Raw genomic sequence first — 18,417 nt, 5'->3', positions numbered from 1 at the left:
AATGAAAAAGCCGCTGATTGTTAAAATCAACGGCTTTATTTTTAAAATTAATGCTATTTTTTGCTGTAGGGGAGATCGAAAGTACCCTCTGTTACCGTTACTGATGTATTGATTGTCGCATTTTGATTGGGTGCTATAAATGAGAATGTTCCTTTTAATCTACCACCTGCTTCACTGCTGATCACCAAAGTGCCACTTGTTGCCGTAAATGAGCCTGTAGGTGTTTGATCTTTCATGTAAGTTCCATTTCCATCTTCCGAAAAGTCATAAGTACCTACACCTTTATAACCGGTAACGCCAAGAGCCAGGCGTTTTTCACCATTTATGGTTGCAATGGAAAGTAAATTGCCAATAACAGACATGTTGGTTGTTATAGCTTCACCAGTAAAACCGATTACGGTACCATCTATTTTTGCACTTAAATTATTGGTGCTGTTATTGGTTTCGGGCAGTTTAACCGGGACTAAACTGATATTGAACTGGCCTTCGGTAATGTTTTTGCTTATTGAGGTATATTGATTTTCTCCTTTAAACTCAAAAGTCCCTCTAATGTATTTATCTGCTAAGTAACTGGTTATTTTTATTGTTCCTGCCGTACTGCCGATGTAAGCATCCTGAAAGAAGGAGGTACCTGTAAGGTAGGTTGCCAAATTGTAGTCGGATAAAGCGTAAGTTCCAAGACCTTTAAAATCGCTGATCACTAAGGTAAATGCGCTAGTACCTTTAAAACCCGAAATTTGTGCGCTGATTTTTCCACCGACATCATAAACCTGGGCAGTAGCCAATGTACATTGCAGTAAGATGCCGTCAACTTTTCCACTCATTGTGGATAAATCCCATTCCTGGTGGTAATCGACTTCTTTTTTACAGGATGACGTAATGAAAAGGCACACGAGTGCCAATAGCGATAATTTGAAAGATACTTTCACGAGCGTTAATTTGAAAGGGTTGATTGATATGCTAAGATAAAGAAAACTGATGCAATTTTTTAACAAATCTTTCCCGCTGGTACCAATCGTTATATACCAGTTCTATTTGCGTTACTTCAAAAGTGCCGAAATCGAAATCCCGGTATTTTTCGATAAGCTTCACCAATTCATCTTTATTCTCCAGTTCCGATCTGAAACGGATGACCGTAGCATGTGCAGTTTGGATGGCATAACGTTTATCGATACTCTGCTGGAGTGTTGAATTTTTAAATGATGCCCGTAAATCATCCCTGATTTCGTTTAAAGTATCCGTTAAAAAACCCTGAATCAAAATGCAGGATGGTGATGCTGTAAGCCCCTTGAACTGAATTTTGAAACGCTTATGTCTGGTTAAAACCTGCTGAATAAGCTGAGTATAGTCCTTTACCTCAATATCCTTTAAATCAAAGCCATCGTAACAGGAAATGATCGACATTAAGGTAATATGGATATCAGGGTTTTGATAGTAATACTGATCGGGCTCAATGACCTTTGCTTCGGTTAAAAACTGCTGGATATTGTTATTGGTTGCCGCATCGGGCCTGATGACCAAAGTAATGCCGAAACGGTTGTCCCTTTCATCATCAATTAAAGGATCTGTTTCGTAATGGCCCGATGATATTTTGGCAATGGAATCGATATAAAGTTTATGGTAATGGTCGGCTAAATTCATATTTCTTACACAAAAAAGTCGCAAGTTTAAAGCCTGCGACTGAATTATTTATCTTGTGAGATGCTGATACGATAGCTATCGGATCAGCATGACATTCGTTTTATGCTAACAACGTTTTCCAGCTTACTGCCGAGCCGATGATGTTTCCTAAATCGGCAATGGCTACACGTTCCTGCTCCATGCTATCGCGATGGCGGATGGTAACGGTATTATCTTCTAAGCTTTGGTGATCAACCGTAATACAGAAAGGTGTCCCCACAGCATCCTGACGGCGGTAACGTTTACCAATGGCATCTTTCTCCTCATAAATGCAGTTGAAATCGAATTTCAGGGTATCCATAATCTCACGTGCTTTTTCCGGTAAACCGTCTTTTTTGGTCAGTGGGAAGATAGCTACCTTATATGGGGCCAAAGCAGGGTGTAAACGCAATAAGGTGCGGCTATCCTGTTTATCTTCGGTGCTTAAATCCTGCTCTTCAAAAGCATTGATCATGGTTAACAAAAACATCCGGTCTAAACCAATCGAAGTTTCAATTACATAAGGTACATAATTGCCATAAGGTTTGCCTTCTTCATTTAAATCGTTGTCGAAATACTGCATTTTTTTGCCAGAATATTCCTGATGCTGTGTTAAATCGAAATCGGTACGGCTGTGGATACCTTCCACTTCTTTAAATCCAAAAGGGAATTCGAACTCAATATCAGTTGCGGCATTGGCATAGTGCGCCAGTTTAACATGGTCGTGGTAACGGTATTTTTCAGGCGAAGTACCTAAAGCCTTATGCCATTTTAAACGTGCTTCTTTCCAGTATTCGAACCATTTTTTGTCTTCACCCGGGCGGACAAAAAACTGCATTTCCATTTGCTCAAACTCACGCATCCGCATAATAAACTGACGGGCAATTACCTCATTCCTGAAAGCTTTACCAATCTGCGCTATACCGAAGGGAATTTTCATCCTACCCGATTTCTGAACATTTAAAAAGTTTACAAAAATCCCCTGCGCTGTTTCCGGACGGAGATAGACTTCATCGCTACCCTCTGCCATTGCACCAAACTGCGTGCTGAACATCAGGTTAAACTGGCGTACATCTGTCCAGTTTGAAGTTTTGGAAATCGGGCAGATTACTTTATAATCCACAATTAAATCTTTCAGCTGCGCTAAATTTTCAGATTTTAGCGCCAGGTTCATTTCTACTTCAAGGGTTAAACCTTTTTTGACAAATCTCCAGCCTGCTTCTTCAACAAAAGGATATTTTGCATGGTCTAAAATGGTTGCCTCATCTTTAAAAGTAGGTACCCAGCTTGCCTGGCCCTCATCACTTAAACCTAATATCTCTTGTTGAAATTCTTCAAACTTAGCTTTGTTTTCTACACTGAAACTGGCTAATTCTGAATATAGTTCATCAATTTTATTCTCTAACAACTGATCGGCACGGTAACGTTTTTTCGAATCCTTGTTGTCGATCATTGGATCGTTAAAACCATCTACGTGTCCGCTGGCCTTCCAAACCTTTGGGTGCATAAAAATTGCAGAGTCGATCCCTACAATATTTTCGTGCATCTGTACCATGGCTTTCCACCAATAGGTTTTAATGTTGTTTTTTAACTCGGCACCCAATTGGCCGTAATCGTAAACAGCACTTAAGCCGTCATATATTTCGCTGCTCTGGAATACAAAACCGTATTCTTTTGCGTGTGATATTACATTTTTAAATTGTTCGTCGTTATTCTTTTGAGCCATAATGCAGCAAAGATAATAAAAAGGCGGAGGGTTTAAAGGGATAAGACTGAAGGTTTTTGATCAGGGGAAAAGGAGTTACAGGGTTAAAAGAAATGTTGTCATTACGAGAAGACTTTTTCAGCCGACAGCCTGCCCCAGCTTTTCGGTGAAGCAATCTTTCGTTTTGCGAACCTTGTTATAAAAGATTGCTTCACACAATGAAAAATTGGCTTTGTAATGAAGATTTCCCGAAAAAAAAACCGGCGCAACATGGAGTTACACCGGTTTTATAGGTAAACGATTATTTTTGACTTAAATGCTGATGTCCCTTTCCTCCTCAACATTTAATACGCCCTCAATTTTTCTAATATCTGCAATTTTATGATCGCCGGGAACAATAACAATTACACCGATCGAGTCTAAAGCTTCTGCATCTTTAATGCCCATCTGGCCTAATGCATTAACTACTTGTTTGATTGCGCCATCCTGTACAGATATTAACCACTTCGTTTTCATCGTATTATTTTTTCAATTGGGCCGATCGGATCAATAGGGAACTTTGGATTGATCAAAATCGGGGTTCTATCGATCGGGAATTTAATCAATCTTGTTTTGGTAGGTGCCTGTACCAGACCGGCTCCAACGTCTCTTCCTGGTAAAGATAATGCTTTTGCAGTTGAAGTTAATTTTCGCCAAAGGTTAATGCCCCTAAGGCCGGTTGCCTGTGCCCATAGGGCAGCGATACCCGCAACATGTGGCGTAGCCATGCTGGTGCCGTTCCAGCTTGCGTATTTGGTTGGCAGTTTTGTAGAAGAATATACATTAACCCCCGGAGCAGCAATATCAACTGCACCATAGGTTGGGTACAGGCCGCCGTTAGAGAAGCTTGCGATGTTCATGTTTACATCCACTGCACCAACCGCCATAATCGAAGGGCAGTTTGCAGGGTGCATCACCTGTTTTACTACGCCCGGTCTGGCCGAATCATTTCCGGCTGCGGCAATAATTAAGGTGCCTTGTGCCAATGCCCGTGCTGCGGCAGTTTCGAAAACAGCCGAATAACCTGTTCCGTTTACCAAACCCCTTAACGACATGCTTACCACGTCGCAATGGTTGGCGATTGCCCAGTTGATGCCGGCAAGAATGCCTCCATCGCCACCAGAACCACCATTGCTTAATACTTTGCCAATATAAATGCTGGCAGCATAGGCAATACCATACCTTTCGGTTGCGGCAGGCGAGCTGGCCGGACCACAAGAGGTACCAGTACAATGTGTGCCATGGCCATGACCATCCTGTGTGCTCTCACCGCTGATAAAACTTTGGTGCACGATCGGGCGGCCTGCAAAATCAGGGTGGTTAAAATCAAATCCGGTATCCAGTATGGCCACTTTAATGCCTGCGCCGTTGTAAGGATTATATCTTAGAAAGGTGCTTGGTACAACATTGGTAGCTTTTAACCCCCAGGTGGCGCCAACCGATTCCACTTCCGAGTCTTGCTCCTGATTACTGTAATCTTCCACTTCTGTTCCAACCAGCATATTGGTCATCTGGTTTACCGCATCACGGTAGCCTTCCACATAATTTTGGGTGCTTTCATCGAGCATACCAATGGCATAAACCATTCTTTCTTTTTCAACGATCATTTCGTTATCGCCTAAACTACTGATGGAATTTTCTATTTTGGGTTTTTCATTTACAATAGCGATACCCAGTTTATCCAATACTATACCATCGGTTTTAGCCAGATCTTTGTCGGTAAAAAATTCATTTTCGAATTCTAATGAGCTTTTTAGGTTTAGTCCGCTGATAGAATTGATGGTGCTGATCGAATCTGAGGTGTTCGATCCTTCTGGTAGCAATACAAGGTATCTGCCTGTGTACTCTACTTCTTTTTTTAAGGTTTTTGACATGGTTTTAAGGTTTTAAGTTTTGCCTACTCTGTTCCGGATTTTCGGCCTGTTCCAATCCGTGTTTATTGCTGTTAAACACTCCCCAAAATTGAAACAGTTCCGGTTGAAAAACCTTAGGTAAAGCACTAAAAATCAATCGTAAAAGCAACAAAATAAAAAGCAGTAAAATCAACAACAAAATATGGGGAAAACCCCATCCGATATGTCCAAAAGTTTGATCACTTTTGAGAATAAAACCTAACTTTAACTAAAACCCTGAAATAATGAAAATGCAACATGTACTCCTTTATATTACCGTATTTTTATGTGGCGCCCTGGTGCTATATCTCTTTCAAAAGTTGATCAGCTTCATCGATAAAAATGGGGATAGGGGATATCCGAATACGATGGACCCTAAAATCATTCACCGTATGGTTGACCATTACCGCAATAACCACCTGGCTGCGATTAATAAAACATTGGGTATTGATGATGCCCATTCAGTTTCGTTCGGCTTAAAGACACTGAAAAAATTTATTGCCGATATTGAGCATCAGACCCAAAAAAGAAATCCAGGTATCGGTACCGCTGCATTGGGCATACGTTTCTATTATGCCGCTTACCCCAACGAAAATGAGTGGGAAGGACTGGAAAAGGAAAAATCAATAGGAAAAGATTATGCACAGAAACATACACTGGTGATGATCCCGACCTTGAAAAAGAAGATCGACCAGGGGAGTTACCTGGATTACGACTTTAACCCATTAGATAAATCTACTTATTTAACCGATGAGCGGAGCCACAGGCGGCCGGTAACATTAATGGCCATGAGCTCTGATACCAGCGGCACACAATCGCGCCAGGTGATGGCACAAAACCACGGACAAACCATTCCACCAGCTGATGCTGGTGTTGAAACGTATTAATTATGAGTAGATGAGCGACTTCCAAAAATTTCTGAGCGACAGTTTTCTTTGGGTTGAGGGAGCGGCAGCAATTATTTCCCTTTTATATTTAAGAAAGTTAAAAGGCCAATATTGGCGATATTTTATCTATTACCTGATCCTGATCTTTATGTTCGAAGTTATTGGCAAATGGGGAGGAACGTACATCAGTTTTTCAAAAACAAAATATTACAACTATATCGTTATTCCTTTTCAGTTTATATTCTTTTACTGGCTTTATGGCGTAAAATCTTTTAACAATAAAAAACTATTCTGGATGGTAGCTTTAATATACGTGATCTCTTTCGTACTGAGCAGGCTTTTCTTTAAAGAAAGTAAGGTGTATTTTTCCTTCAGTTACACGTTAGGCTGTTTATTGCTGATGTTTTTGGTCATAAAAGAATACTACAACCAGGTTAATTCTGCCGATATTCTCCACTTCAATGAAAACAGAATGTTCTACATCAATTTAGGGGTTACATTATTCTATATCGGTACATTGCCCTTTTTTACATTCTATTCGCTTTTAAGGGCGTATATCCAGATCTGGAATATTTATTTCGATTATTTTCTGGTTTCGGGTATTGTAATGTATGTATTATTCTCAATTTCATTCATATGGGGAAAACAGAACTCTTAATTACGATCATCCTCTTTAATCTGTTTTTTGTGCTCTTTGTGGTGGCCATAATGGTGTATATCAAAAAATACAGGCAGCGGAAAAGAGAATATCTGAATGAAATTAAAATCACAAACGAAATACATCAAAAGGAACTTTTAACCACCCAACTGGAAATACAACAGGCCACCATGCAGCAGATTGGCCGCGAATTACACGACAATATCGGACAAAAATTAACGCTGGTAAGCCTTTATACTCAACAGCTTGTACACGAAAACAAAGTTCCACAGGAAAATCAGCGGATAGAGCAGATTTATCAGATTATCAATTCATCGTTGCAAGACTTAAGAAGCCTGTCGAAAAATTTGACCAGTGATAATATAAGTGAAAACGAAATTGTAACTTTAATACAGGAAGAAGTAAACAACATCAATGCACTCAGAAAATGTAAGGTAACTTTTGATCATCACTCAGAAGGAATTTTCCTCGAATTTGTGAAAAAGAACGTACTGTTGCGGATCACCCAGGAATTTCTTCAGAACAGTTTAAAACATGCCCATTGCAGCAATATCATGATCCGGCTTTATTCGTTGCCCGAAACTTTTCTAACCTTAACCATTCAGGATGACGGGGTAGGCTTCGATTGTGATCAAATAACTTCTGACGGTATAGGACTTAAAAACATGAAAAAAAGAGCCGAAATTATTGGTGGAAAGTTCAGTTTGGAAAGTAAACCCGGCTTCGGTACCACACTTACTATTATTTTAAATTGATCAGGCATGAAAAAAACTATAGTTATTGTTGATGATCATATCCTTATTGCAAAGGCACTCCAGGGGATTATTGATAATTTTGAAGCCTTTGAAGTAATTTATGTCTGTGAAAATGGAAGGGAACTGATTCAAAACTTCGAAAACAGCAACAAAGTCCCTGACATCGTGCTTTTAGATATCAGTATGCCCATTATGGATGGTTTTGAAACCGTAAGCTGGATCACGGCGAACCATCCCGAGGTGAAAGTGATGGCACTAAGTATGCAAGGCGAAGAAAAAAGTGTAATTAAGATGGTGAGCAATGGCGCTAAAGGTTATCTGTTAAAGAACGCACATCCTGTAGAATTGGAAAACGCGCTTACCAAACTGAACATTAATGGTTTCTTTTATCCCGATTGGGCATCGAAAATCATCTTTTCCAGTTTGAATAAGGCAAAAGATACCGAAATCAAAATATCGGAAAGGGAAAAAGAATTTTTAAAATATACCGTAACCGAACTCAACTATAAGGAAATAGCAGATAAAATGTTCTGTAGTCCGAGGACGGTCGAAAGTTACCGCGATCAGCTTTGCGAAAAACTGGAACTCAAAACCCGGGTAGGCCTGGCCGTGTTTGCTATTAAAAATGGGTTTGCTTAACTATGGTTAATGTATAAACTGGTTAACAGTGCGTCATACCTGAGATTAATCAATAACTAATTTCAACAATTACCCGCTAAAACAATTAACTGGTCAACATTCCATTTTACATCTTCCATCTTCCATTTTTTCCTATTTTTGAAGCATGAAATTTCATCACTTCCTATTTCTGGTTATTGTTGCAGTTTTTACCTCATGCAAAGCAAAACAAAAAAGCCATCAATATATTCAGTTTAACACCACCCAAGAATTATATCAGTTTTTAAAATGGTCGCCAGAAAACCGTTTTCCTTTAATTAGTGCGCATCGTGGCGGCCCAATGTCGGGCTTTCCCGAAAACTGCATCGAAACATTCGATAATGCCACCACCTATAATCCGGTAATTATCGAATTCGATATTGCATACAGTAAAGATTCGGTGATGGTGCTGATGCATGATGATAAATTGGACAGAACCTCTACAGGAAAGGGCGCAATTGGCGATTATACCTACGAAGAGTTAAAAGCGTTTGATCTGAAAGACAATGATGGAAAAGAAACCAAATTTAAAATCCCAACTTTAGATAGTGTGCTCAGCTGGAGCAAAGGAAAAGTTTTGTTAACCATCGATTTAAAAAAAGGTATTCCTTATGCCAAAGTGATTGAAAAAGTTAAACATTTTAAGGTAGAAAGCAATTCGATTATCATTACCTATACAGCGGATCAGGCAAAAGAAGTACATCAGTTGGCACCCGAACTGATGATCTCCGCATCTGTTCAAAAGAAGGCTGAACTGAAACGCTTAAATAATATGGGGATTCCCAACAATCGAATTGTCGCTTTTGTAGGCGTTTCTGCACCGGAGAAAGAATTTTACAGTTATCTTCATGGTAAAGGCATCACCACCATTTTAGGCACCATGGGAAATATCGATCAAAGTGCCATGGCCAGTCCCGCAAAAAATGTGTATTACCATCTGGTGAATAATGGTGCCGATATCTTATCTGGCGATAATCTGCCACAGGCATCAGAAGAGCTCGATAAGTTTAGGTATAATAAGAAATTAAGTTCATCCCACATTCATTAACCCAGATAAAGAAGCTGCGGTTTAAATCGCTTATGAATATCTGTGCAAATCTGTGGTAAAAAACAAAAAATGAGTATTTCAGTTAAAAATCTTTCCAAACATTACGATAAGCAAAAGGCGGTTGATGCCATTAGTTTTGAAGCCAGGCCCGGTCGTATTTTAGGTTTCCTTGGTCCGAATGGGGCGGGTAAATCGACCACCATGCGTATGCTTACGGGTTATTTGGAACCTACCTCAGGCGAAGCGGAAATTTCTGGTAAAAATATCCTTGCTGAGGCGATCGAAGCCAAAAAGCACATTGGTTATCTTCCTGAAAATACCCCGCTCTATACCGATATGTATGTAAAGGAGTTTTTAAACTTTGTGGGCCAAACCTATAAACTCGCAAATTTGTCGCTGCGGATTGATGAAGTGATCAAAATGGTGGGTTTAACGCCAGAACAGCATAAAAAAATCGGGATGTTATCTAAAGGTTACCGCCAGCGGGTGGGTTTGGCTCAGGCCATTATCCATAATCCGGAGGTATTGATTTTAGATGAGCCCACATCAGGTTTAGATCCAAACCAACTGGTTGATATCAGGAAATTGATTAAAACATTAGGCACGGCTAAAACAGTAGTCATTTCTACACACATTATGCAGGAAGTGGAAGCCATCTGTGATGATATCATCATCATCAATAAGGGTAAAATTGTGGCCAATGATACACTCGAAGGTCTTAAAAAAACGCATCAGCAACAATCACTAGAAGATATTTTTAGAAAACTTACCGCTTAAATATGTTTAGCCTAAAAACCAGGATTACTTTAATTGCTACTTTATTTTTAATACCCTTCGCATTGAAAGCCCAAAACAGCACCAGTATTGATGTGGGTGCGGAGATAGGTCTGCCGTCAGGAAATTTTTCAGGCTTATCAGGAATAGGCACCGGCGCTTCTATAAAAGCTGCTTTTCCCATAGCGGAAGATTTTGCCTTAACAGTGAACGGCGGCTTTATGAATTTTTTTGGTAAACGGAACCAAATTTTTAAGGTACAAGACCTCAGCTATATCCCGGCTAAAGCAGGTTTAAAATACCAGCTGGGCGAAAGTTTTTATGCTGAAGGCCAGTTGGGGGCAGCATTGCCTTTAAAAAATGGACAAAAAATTTTATTTGTCTGGTCGCCAGGCATTGGGAACCAATTTAAACTTTCAGGAGGGAATAAACTCGATTTAGGTATCCGCTATGAGGCATGGACAGGCAAAAATGATCTTGTAGCCATCAATAAATCCAATACCAAAGGTTTTGTAGGGATTAGGTTTGCCTATGTATTTGGTTTATAATTGATAGTTGTCAGCGCCATACTAAACTCACAGTAAATCCGCAGCAAGTCCGCATCAAGTCCGCGTTTAGGTAAGCAAAATGCGGATTTGATGTGACGTATAAGTTCATATACTGTTGCTTTGGTGTTGGCTACTCTACTTTTAGCCATGATCGTAATGATGACGCGTATTTAGTTTAAAACTTCATTTATTCCTTTTGAATTTTTCCTCAAAACACGACAATAATTCGTTTGTTTTGAAATTAGCACACCTTTCCGGAATAAAAATATTAAGTCGTATTTTTCAGTAAATCAGTGTCTTGTAATTCTGATTTAGTCTATTTCGTTTTGTTTGTAACGTTTTTGGCATAAAGCTTGTCTATAAAGACAAAATAATTAACGAACAATAATTTAAAAATCACATGAAAAAAGTATTACTTTCTTTATTAATGGTTGCAGGTTTAGGCCTTGCAGCTTCAGCTCAAACAGAAGGAGCGGTTCAAAAGCTAAGCATTGGTGCTGAGTTTGGCTTACCAACAGAAAAAAATTCAAATAGCTTAATTGTAGGAGGTTCATTGCAATATGAGCATCCAGTAGCAAAATCTTTAAGTTTAACTGGTTCCGCTGGTTACTTATCAGTAATGGCTACTGGCGATGCTAAAGACTATCTGAAATCTATAGGCGCTAAAACGAGTGCAGGTGTTGTTCCTTTAAAAGCAGGTGCCAAATATTATTTTGGTGGTAATTTTTATGGTGCCGGTGAGTTGGGTGCTGCAATTAGCACTGAAACTGGTGGTCGGACTTTATTTGCTGTTGCACCAACATTAGGCGCATCTTTTTCTGTTGCTGACAAATCAAGCTTAGATTTCGGTTTACGTTATGAAAACTGGTCAGGTAACGGTGGTTCTACAGGCTTCATTGGCTTACGTGCTGCTTTTGCATTCGGTTTGTAATAAACCATGATTTTATTTTCAAAGCCTCCAATAAATTGGGGGCTTTGTTGTTTATAAACAATTTAAAATCTAGGACTTAGTAAAATAATTTAGGACTTATTTTACTAACTATCAAATTAGTTTTTTATCATTGTAACGTTTTCTCTAAATTGGAGAAGGCACGGAAACTAAAAAATAATTTTTACACAACTCTCAAAAAAACACATGAAAAAATTAGTATTATCTTTATTAACGGTTGCAGGTTTAGGCTTTGCAGCTTCAGCTCAAACAAACAAACCCATAACGTTTGGCGTAAAAGCCGGACTAGCTTTTCCAAGCATGACCATCTCATCAGGAAGTGCTTCGGTAAACTTCGATTCAAAAGCATCTTTTTATGTTGGTGGTACGGTTGATTTCGCGGTATCGGATATTATTTCTATCCAACCAGGTTTAACCTTTATTAACAAGGGTACCAAGCTTAACGACAATAGCATATCTTTTGAAGATGAGGAATTTGGAACTGACGAAGAAGCAACCCTAAATTTTAAATATCTCGAATTGCCTGTAAATGTTGTCGCAAATTTTAAGTTAGGCTCTGGTAAGTTATTCGTGGGTGCCGGACCGTACTTCGCTTATGCGTTGAGCGCAAACGGTAAAATTGGATCGGTAAAAGAAGATATTAAATTCGGCGAAAATGAGTCAGAATTTAAACGCAGTGATTTCGGATTAAACTTTTTGGCCGGTTACCAATTAAACAATGGTTTTAATATCCACGCCGGATATGGATTAGGTCTTAGCAGTATCTTGGATCAGGATGTATCGGAAGATATTACTTTTAAAAACAAGGTTTTCTCAGTGGGTGTAGGTTTTTCTTTCTAAGACTGAAAAAGTAAATAAAGGAGCCTCCTAAAACGGGAGGCTTTTTTTAATACCAACAATATCTGACTTGGTTGATTGAATAACTATTTTACACATGATGAAAAAAACAGCTCTATTATTATTAACCATATCGTTTAGTATAACGGCTTTTGCCCAAAAACCTTTACACATTTCGGTAAAAGCAGGCCTATCCTTTCCAAAATTCATTACCAATAACGATGCTATTGCATACGATGGTGGCGGAATAAGTGAAAATAATGTTAATCCTTCATTTTATTTTGGTGCAACAATAAATATAGCTTTAACTAAAAATACTTTTTTTCAGCCGGGTTTTACAATTATCGGTAAAGGTACCAAGGCATCATATTCCAGTTTTTTAATCAGCCAAACATCAGGTAAAATTAACCTGTTATACTTCGAGATACCAGCCAACGCGATTACTTATATTCCTGTCGGAAAAGGTAAGGTGTTTTTAGGTTTAGGGCCATATGCCGGCGCTGCTTTATCCGGAACCGCTAAATATACTTCTACGAATACTGATGAGGTAGGACCAGATAAACAAAATATTAAATTCGGGGCTGATCAGGATTTTAAACGCTTCGATTTTGGCGGAAATGCCTTAGCTGGTTATCAGCTCAGTAATGGCTTAAATATACATGGAGGTGTTAGTGCCAGTGCATTTAAAATTTCCAATTCAAAAGATACTTACTTAAAAGCTAGAAACCTGGTGTATTCGGTAGGTTTAGGCCTTTCTTTGTAAGTAAAGTTGCGATACCTGTTAAAAATTTTGATAAGCACGGTTTTCGATTTATAATGCATGTTTTAATCCATGTCCTTTTAATTTTGCAGGAATAAATGGTTAACTTCGGCGTTTTAATCGCACATGTACGCAGTTTTTAAACGCGAGTTATTCAGTTTCTTAAGTTCGATGGTTGCTTATATTACCATTGGCGTTTTTCTATTGGTTTCGGGCCTGTTACTCTGGTTTTTTCCGGATACTTCCATCCTCGATTATGGATATGCCGAACTGGATGGCTTTTTCAGTCTGGTGCCTTATCTTTTTATGTTCCTGATCCCGGCCATCACCATGCGGTCTTTCGCCGAAGAAAGAAGGGAAGGAACTTACGAGCTTTTAATTACCAAACCTATCCGGATCTGGCAGATTATTGGCGCAAAATATCTGGCAAGCTTGGTTCTGGTACTTTTTGCACTGATCCCCACCTTGATTTATGATTATAGTATTTCAAAACTGGGTTTTCCGGAAGGCAATATCGATTCGGGCGCTGTAATCGGTTCGTATACCGGTTTGTTTTTGTTGGGCGCTGCTTTTACAGCAATAGGCATCTTTTCTTCATCCTTAACCAAAAATCAGGTCATTGCCTTTGTTATCTGTGCCGCTTTATGTGCGTTCTCCTTTTTGGGTTTCGATTATCTGAGTAAAATCGCCCTGTTACAAGGAATTGAAAGCACCATTACCAATTTGGGTGTCAATCAGCATTATACCTCCATCAGCCGAGGTGTGTTAGATACCAGAGACCTTATTTATTTTATTACTTTTTCGGTGCTGTTTTTGTGTTTTACCAAATTGATTATAGGAGGAAAGCGCTAATGAAACAGCAGAATAAATGGATTAATTTCATCCTCGTTATCGCCGCATTGTTTATTTTGAATGTTGCCGGACAATATGTTTTTCACCGCTTTGATTTTACCGCTGATAAGCGCTTTACACTGAGTGATAAAACAAAATCTTTACTGGTCAATAACCAAAAGCCCGTCATCATTACCGTATTTTTAGATGGCGAGCTGCCTCCAGCCTTTAAGCGTTTGCAAGCTGCGGTGAATGATATTTTATCCGATTACAAAGCTTATGCTAAAAGCGAGGTGAAAATTGTTTTTGTAGATCCGATTGCGGGGTTAAACCAGGCTGATCAGGATACGGTAATCAATAACCTGTATGAAATGGGAATAGAAGCGACCAATTTAAGTGTGAAGACAGAAGCCGGCCTGACACAAAAACTGGTTTTCCCAATGGCGATGATCGAAAGCGATGGAAAGCAATTGCCTGTTAAACTGTTTCAAAATTTAGATACCCGCGGGAGCTATGAAGACAATATCAACCGTTCTATAGAAAACCTGGAATATATATTCACCTCCAGTTTGAAAAAGGTAATCACGGGCACTAATCCGCGGATCGGTTTTTCCGAATCGAATGGAGAATTGTCTGATCTGCAGCTAGCTGATGCCATCCATGCTTTATCTGATAGTTATCTGGTGGGCCGTATCGATTTAAACAGTATTGATAAAGCGGGTTTAGACAAACTGAAGATGTTGGTTATCGCCAAGCCCAAAAAAGCTTTTACCGAAACGGAGAAGTACAAGATCAATTATTTTGTGATGAATGGGGGCCGTGTGCTGTGGAGTATCGATCAGGTCAGTGCCGAGTTGGATAGTTTAAGGGGCAGAAGCGGTCAGATGGCCATTAATAACAACCTGAATCTGGATGACATGCTTTTTATGTATGGTGCCAGGATTAACTACAACATCATTGCAGATCCGGCAAATAGTGCAGAAATTCCGGTTTCCACAGGTGTTGTTGGCGGTCAGAATCAGATGCAGCTGGTTCCCTGGATTTATTATCCGGTTCTATTGCCCGATACTGTTCAAAGTGTAGTAAAGAAACTGGATGGGATAAAATCTGAGTTTCCGAGTACTGTAGATACGATTGGCGTGCGGGGTGTGAAAAAGTCATACATTTTAAGTACATCAGCTTATAATAAAGTGTATAATGTGCCTAAATTGTTTAGCTTGCAGATGGTAGGTGAGCAGCTGGATCCCAGATCTTTCCAAAGCAAGCCACAACATGTGGGTTTATTGTTGGAAGGTAACTTTCCATCTGTTTTTGCGGGCAGGCCATTGCCGGCCAACATTACACAGCCTTATACCTTGGAAAGTACCGGCAAAGCCGCTAAGATGATTGTGATAGGGGATGGCGACATATTTAAGAATCAGGTGTCGGAGCAAAATGGGGCACCTTATCCGCTTGGTTTTGATCGTTATTCGCAACGTACTTTCGGAAATAAGGCATTATTGCTCAATATCGTTGATTATTTTACCGATGATGATAACTTAATTACGCTCAGAAATAAGGAAGTGAAGATCAGATTATTGGATAAAGCGAAAATTAAGCTCGAAAAGACGAAATGGCAGTTCATAAATGTAGTGGCTCCCTTGCTATTGTTAATATTCTTTGCGATTTTTCAACATTATTACCGCAAATACAAGTACGCTAAATAATTTTTATATTTTTGAAGAAGACTAAATGATATCATGAGATTTATTGTATCCACATCAACTCTATTAAAACACTTACAAACTGTAAATGGTGCATCAAGCAGCAGTACGGTTTTACCTATATTAGAAAATTTTCTTTTCGAAATTAAAGATGGAAACTTAACTATCTCGGCTACCGATTTACAAACCAGCATGACAACTGCTTTGGCTGTAGAATCAAAGGAAGAAGGTAAAGTGGCTGTTCCATCAAAAATTTTATTAGATACGCTTAAAACCTTACCGGATCAGCCTATTGCATTTAATATCGACGACACTACTTTCGCTATTGAGATCAGTGCCGGCGATGGTAAATATAAATTGAGTGGCGAAAATGGCGATGATTTTCCAAAGATTCCAATTGTAGAAAATGCTTCTTCAGTAAATTTACCGGCATCTGTTTTAACTGAAGCCATTACCAAAACCATTTTTGCAGTAAGTAATGATGAGCTTCGTCCGGCAATGACGGGTGTATTCTGTCAGCTATCACCTCAGCACATTACCTTTGTGGCAACAGATGCACATAAATTGGTAAGATACCGCCGTATGGATAGCAAAGCGGATAAAGCAACTTCATTTATTCTTCCAAAAAAAGCATTGACACTTTTAAAAGCGGCATTGCCTTCTACGGATATCAATGTTTCAGTAGATTACAATGCGACAAGTGCTTTCTTTAAGTTCGAAAATATCAATTTGGTGTGTCGTTTAATAGACGAGCGTTATCCAGATTATGAGGCGGTAATACCAACAAACAACCCAAATAAATTAATTATTGATAGAAGTTTGTTCTTAAATACACTTCGCAGGGTTGTTATTTTCGCCAATAAAACTACGCACCAGGTAAGATTAAAAATTAGTGGTAGCGAACTCAACATCTCTTCTGAAGATTTAGATTTTGCAAATGAAGCACACGAACGTTTAAGCTGTCAATATGATGGCGAAGATCTTGAAATCGGCTTTAATGCACGTTTTTTAATTGAAATGTTAAGTAATTTAAGCGGCGATGAAGTTACTTTAGAACTTTCTACCCCAAATAGAGCCGGTCTTCTAATCCCTCAAACCAATGATGAAAATGAAGATGTCTTAATGCTGGTTATGCCAGTGATGTTAAACAATAGCTATTAATCCACTATATTTTTAGTTTTCGTAAGAGAATGGCTTGGTTTTTGACCGAGCCATTCTTGTTTAGCAACTAACCAGCTTATGAAAATCTATACTTGCCTCTCGAAATCACCGATTTTGTTTATTTTCCTCTTGATTATTGGGTTATCGTCATGCAAAAAACATTATCCTGAAGAAATTGTTAAAGGGCAGGCGAAAGTGAAAATTGTTAACGCATCGAAAGCAGAAACAAACCAGGATGTTTATCTGGACAATGAAAAACTCACTGCTACCCCCTTGGCCTTTGGCGAAACGAGTGAATATGTAAAAATACCTTCTGGCAACAGAAGTATTTCTTATACCGGCATAGATAGCACCAATACCAATACTTCACTAAACTTTACGCCATCCATAACTTACACCACTTTTTTGGTAACCAATAAAAATGGGGATATGGAGATTGTGAGTTATGAAGATAATTTAAGCAATACCGAAACAAGCAAAGCAAAAATCAAACTGATTAATCTTAGCCCTAATTTTGCTACGGGCATCAATGTGATGGTACAGGGTGGAACGCAATTTGTAAACGGACTGGCCTTTAAAGAAGCCTCTACCTATTTTACCGTAGATACCGCCTTCAATTTAAGATATACGGTTGTAGGTTCCGGGAATGTCAAAATCATTGAAAGTACAGCTTTAGAGGCGGGTAAGATCTATACCATTTGGTTTAGTGGTGAAACAGCTGCAACCTTAACGGCACATATCATTACCGATAATTAATTTTAACAATTCATATGCTTTCTGTTATCTTTACGTTTTATTAGCATCAGCGATTTATATGAAAAATACCCGTTTTATATTTCCCAAAACACTTTTCTTGTTTTTGCCCGTATTAATGATATTTTCTTGCATTAAGAATGATAATTTCATTAAGGGAGATGCTAAAATCAGATATTTTCATACTGCAGTAACAGACACAACACAAAACTTTTTCTTACGTGGCATCCAATCGGGAGCTTCTACAACTTATGGCTCAAATAGTAATTATGTGGTGGTTGCGGGTGATTCAAGTTATACCATTACCTCTAGAAATATAAATACTGGGGTTGATGTGGCAAGTATTACTCAAAAATTTGATATAGGTGCCAATTATTCGATCTTTTATACCCATACAACACCAGCAAGTCCGGCGGTATTAAAGGTTTATCAGGATGATGTAAAACAGGACCTTAATGTGGTAACGCTAAACTTTTTAAACCTGGGCTATACTTTAGGCTCAAATGTGATCATTAAGGATGATAACGGCGCCTTTACACAATTTGTTGCAAAATATGGCGAAAAAACTACCCATAAAGTGACTCTGAGTAAAGCAACACATATTTCTTTTGCGCTTCAAACCCCAATTGCAACACAACCACTGGTTAAAACATTAGATTCTGCTGTAGCTACTGATGCTTCAGACAAGTCGCTGGCTATTTCAAAAGGACTGGTTTACTATGTATTGTTAGACGGATCAAAAAAAGGAGAGCTTCAAATGCGCCTTGTTTCGTCCAACTAATTATTTATTGCAATATACTA

Annotated in this window: 20 protein-coding genes; 15 read left to right on the top strand and 5 right to left on the bottom strand. The window is 38.9% G+C overall.

What is annotated here, in order from left to right; translation table 11 throughout:
* Positions 1 to 53: 53 nt before the first annotated feature.
* The 5 genes from AC04Q1_RS12490 to AC04Q1_RS12470 form a co-directional block, all read right to left on the bottom strand.
* Positions 54 to 929 (bottom strand): DUF6252 domain-containing protein, encoded by an 876-nt coding sequence (locus AC04Q1_RS12490; RefSeq protein WP_478364931.1) that lies wholly within the window; start codon positions 927 to 929, stop codon positions 54 to 56.
* Between the two features lie 31 nt (positions 930 to 960).
* On the bottom strand, positions 961 to 1,641 hold the full coding sequence (locus tag AC04Q1_RS12485) for a 2'-5' RNA ligase family protein (RefSeq protein WP_478364930.1): 681 nt from the start codon (positions 1,639 to 1,641) through the stop codon (positions 961 to 963).
* 100 nt (positions 1,642 to 1,741) lie between these two features.
* On the bottom strand, positions 1,742 to 3,385 hold the full coding sequence (locus AC04Q1_RS12480) for a glycine--tRNA ligase (RefSeq protein ID WP_478364929.1): 1,644 nt from the start codon (positions 3,383 to 3,385) through the stop codon (positions 1,742 to 1,744).
* A 291-nt stretch (positions 3,386 to 3,676) separates the two neighbouring features.
* Positions 3,677 to 3,880, bottom strand: a complete 204-nt coding sequence (locus tag AC04Q1_RS12475) for a hypothetical protein (RefSeq protein WP_478364928.1) — start codon at positions 3,878 to 3,880, stop codon at positions 3,677 to 3,679.
* A complete protein-coding gene (locus AC04Q1_RS12470; protein WP_478364927.1) occupies positions 3,877 to 5,277 on the bottom strand; it encodes a S8 family peptidase in 1,401 nt (466 codons plus the stop codon). Before AC04Q1_RS12470 ends, AC04Q1_RS12475 begins: the two co-directional genes overlap by 4 nt.
* Positions 5,278 to 5,540: 263 nt before the next feature.
* Here AC04Q1_RS12470 and AC04Q1_RS12465 point away from each other — a divergent pair, with 263 nt between their 5' ends.
* From AC04Q1_RS12465 to AC04Q1_RS12395, 15 genes are all read left to right on the top strand, one after another.
* The gene (locus tag AC04Q1_RS12465; protein ID WP_478364926.1) at positions 5,541 to 6,182 is read left to right on the top strand and encodes an SH2 domain-containing protein; all 642 of its coding nucleotides are present in this window, start codon (positions 5,541 to 5,543) and stop codon (positions 6,180 to 6,182) included.
* Positions 6,183 to 6,192: 10 nt separating this feature from the next.
* On the top strand, positions 6,193 to 6,840 hold the full coding sequence (locus AC04Q1_RS12460; protein ID WP_478364925.1) for a hypothetical protein: 648 nt from the start codon (positions 6,193 to 6,195) through the stop codon (positions 6,838 to 6,840).
* Complete coding sequence (locus tag AC04Q1_RS12455; protein WP_478364924.1) at positions 6,819 to 7,595, top strand: sensor histidine kinase; 777 nt, start codon at positions 6,819 to 6,821, stop codon at positions 7,593 to 7,595. Before AC04Q1_RS12460 ends, AC04Q1_RS12455 begins: the two co-directional genes overlap by 22 nt.
* Before the next feature lie 6 nt (positions 7,596 to 7,601).
* On the top strand, positions 7,602 to 8,234 hold the full coding sequence (locus AC04Q1_RS12450) for a response regulator transcription factor (protein WP_478364923.1): 633 nt from the start codon (positions 7,602 to 7,604) through the stop codon (positions 8,232 to 8,234).
* 145 nt (positions 8,235 to 8,379) lie between these two features.
* Positions 8,380 to 9,300 carry a glycerophosphodiester phosphodiesterase family protein gene (locus AC04Q1_RS12445; RefSeq protein WP_478364922.1) on the top strand — a complete coding sequence of 307 codons (921 nt, stop codon included), beginning with the start codon at positions 8,380 to 8,382 and terminating at the stop codon, positions 9,298 to 9,300.
* Positions 9,301 to 9,369: 69 nt separating this feature from the next.
* Positions 9,370 to 10,077, top strand: coding sequence for an ATP-binding cassette domain-containing protein (locus tag AC04Q1_RS12440; protein WP_478364921.1), 708 nt, complete (start codon positions 9,370 to 9,372; stop codon positions 10,075 to 10,077).
* A gap of 2 nt (positions 10,078 to 10,079) precedes the next feature.
* On the top strand, positions 10,080 to 10,622 hold the full coding sequence (locus AC04Q1_RS12435; protein WP_478364920.1) for a hypothetical protein: 543 nt from the start codon (positions 10,080 to 10,082) through the stop codon (positions 10,620 to 10,622).
* 400 nt (positions 10,623 to 11,022) lie between these two features.
* Positions 11,023 to 11,553, top strand: a complete 531-nt coding sequence (locus tag AC04Q1_RS12430) for a hypothetical protein (protein ID WP_478364919.1) — start codon at positions 11,023 to 11,025, stop codon at positions 11,551 to 11,553.
* A gap of 204 nt (positions 11,554 to 11,757) precedes the next feature.
* On the top strand, positions 11,758 to 12,411 hold the full coding sequence (locus AC04Q1_RS12425) for a porin family protein (protein WP_478364918.1): 654 nt from the start codon (positions 11,758 to 11,760) through the stop codon (positions 12,409 to 12,411).
* Positions 12,412 to 12,505: 94 nt separating this feature from the next.
* Positions 12,506 to 13,171 carry an outer membrane beta-barrel protein gene (locus AC04Q1_RS12420; protein WP_478364917.1) on the top strand — a complete coding sequence of 222 codons (666 nt, stop codon included), beginning with the start codon at positions 12,506 to 12,508 and terminating at the stop codon, positions 13,169 to 13,171.
* A 123-nt stretch (positions 13,172 to 13,294) separates the two neighbouring features.
* Positions 13,295 to 14,020 carry a gliding motility-associated ABC transporter permease subunit GldF gene (gene gldF / locus AC04Q1_RS12415; protein WP_478364916.1) on the top strand — a complete coding sequence of 242 codons (726 nt, stop codon included), beginning with the start codon at positions 13,295 to 13,297 and terminating at the stop codon, positions 14,018 to 14,020.
* Entirely contained in the window at positions 14,020 to 15,705 is a 1,686-nt protein-coding gene (gene gldG / locus AC04Q1_RS12410) for a gliding motility-associated ABC transporter substrate-binding protein GldG (RefSeq protein ID WP_478364915.1), read from the top strand. Before gldF ends, gldG begins: the two co-directional genes overlap by 1 nt.
* A 33-nt stretch (positions 15,706 to 15,738) precedes the next feature.
* The gene (gene dnaN, locus AC04Q1_RS12405) at positions 15,739 to 16,863 is read left to right on the top strand and encodes a DNA polymerase III subunit beta (RefSeq protein WP_478364914.1); all 1,125 of its coding nucleotides are present in this window, start codon (positions 15,739 to 15,741) and stop codon (positions 16,861 to 16,863) included.
* A 78-nt stretch (positions 16,864 to 16,941) separates the two neighbouring features.
* Complete coding sequence (locus tag AC04Q1_RS12400) at positions 16,942 to 17,619, top strand: DUF4397 domain-containing protein (protein ID WP_478364913.1); 678 nt, start codon at positions 16,942 to 16,944, stop codon at positions 17,617 to 17,619.
* Positions 17,620 to 17,677: 58 nt separating this feature from the next.
* Positions 17,678 to 18,397: a hypothetical protein gene (locus AC04Q1_RS12395; protein WP_478364912.1), complete on the top strand. Its 720-nt coding sequence runs from the start codon at positions 17,678 to 17,680 to the stop codon at positions 18,395 to 18,397.
* Positions 18,398 to 18,417 lie beyond the last annotated feature (20 nt).

It is taken from the genome of Pedobacter humicola (assembly GCF_056490705.1).
This window is presented reverse-complemented; position numbering and strand designations above follow the sequence as displayed.

Bases quoted from the DNA above. Each gene is read 5' to 3' on its own strand.
- AC04Q1_RS12485 (WP_478364930.1), bottom strand. From the start codon at position 1,641: ATGAATTTAGCCGACCATTACCATAAACTTTATATCGATTCCATTGCC.
- AC04Q1_RS12480 (WP_478364929.1), bottom strand. From the start codon at position 3,385: ATGGCTCAAAAGAATAACGACGAACAATTTAAAAATGTAATATCACAC.
- AC04Q1_RS12475 (WP_478364928.1), bottom strand. From the start codon at position 3,880: ATGAAAACGAAGTGGTTAATATCTGTACAGGATGGCGCAATCAAACAA.
- AC04Q1_RS12470 (WP_478364927.1), bottom strand. From the start codon at position 5,277: ATGTCAAAAACCTTAAAAAAAGAAGTAGAGTACACAGGCAGATACCTT.
- AC04Q1_RS12465 (WP_478364926.1), top strand. From the start codon at position 5,541: ATGAAAATGCAACATGTACTCCTTTATATTACCGTATTTTTATGTGGC.
- AC04Q1_RS12460 (WP_478364925.1), top strand. From the start codon at position 6,193: ATGAGCGACTTCCAAAAATTTCTGAGCGACAGTTTTCTTTGGGTTGAG.
- AC04Q1_RS12455 (WP_478364924.1), top strand. From the start codon at position 6,819: ATGGGGAAAACAGAACTCTTAATTACGATCATCCTCTTTAATCTGTTT.
- AC04Q1_RS12450 (WP_478364923.1), top strand. From the start codon at position 7,602: ATGAAAAAAACTATAGTTATTGTTGATGATCATATCCTTATTGCAAAG.
- AC04Q1_RS12445 (WP_478364922.1), top strand. From the start codon at position 8,380: ATGAAATTTCATCACTTCCTATTTCTGGTTATTGTTGCAGTTTTTACC.
- AC04Q1_RS12440 (WP_478364921.1), top strand. From the start codon at position 9,370: ATGAGTATTTCAGTTAAAAATCTTTCCAAACATTACGATAAGCAAAAG.
- AC04Q1_RS12435 (WP_478364920.1), top strand. From the start codon at position 10,080: ATGTTTAGCCTAAAAACCAGGATTACTTTAATTGCTACTTTATTTTTA.
- AC04Q1_RS12430 (WP_478364919.1), top strand. From the start codon at position 11,023: ATGAAAAAAGTATTACTTTCTTTATTAATGGTTGCAGGTTTAGGCCTT.
- AC04Q1_RS12425 (WP_478364918.1), top strand. From the start codon at position 11,758: ATGAAAAAATTAGTATTATCTTTATTAACGGTTGCAGGTTTAGGCTTT.
- AC04Q1_RS12420 (WP_478364917.1), top strand. From the start codon at position 12,506: ATGATGAAAAAAACAGCTCTATTATTATTAACCATATCGTTTAGTATA.
- gldF (WP_478364916.1), top strand. From the start codon at position 13,295: ATGTACGCAGTTTTTAAACGCGAGTTATTCAGTTTCTTAAGTTCGATG.
- gldG (WP_478364915.1), top strand. From the start codon at position 14,020: ATGAAACAGCAGAATAAATGGATTAATTTCATCCTCGTTATCGCCGCA.
- dnaN (WP_478364914.1), top strand. From the start codon at position 15,739: ATGAGATTTATTGTATCCACATCAACTCTATTAAAACACTTACAAACT.
- AC04Q1_RS12400 (WP_478364913.1), top strand. From the start codon at position 16,942: ATGAAAATCTATACTTGCCTCTCGAAATCACCGATTTTGTTTATTTTC.
- AC04Q1_RS12395 (WP_478364912.1), top strand. From the start codon at position 17,678: ATGAAAAATACCCGTTTTATATTTCCCAAAACACTTTTCTTGTTTTTG.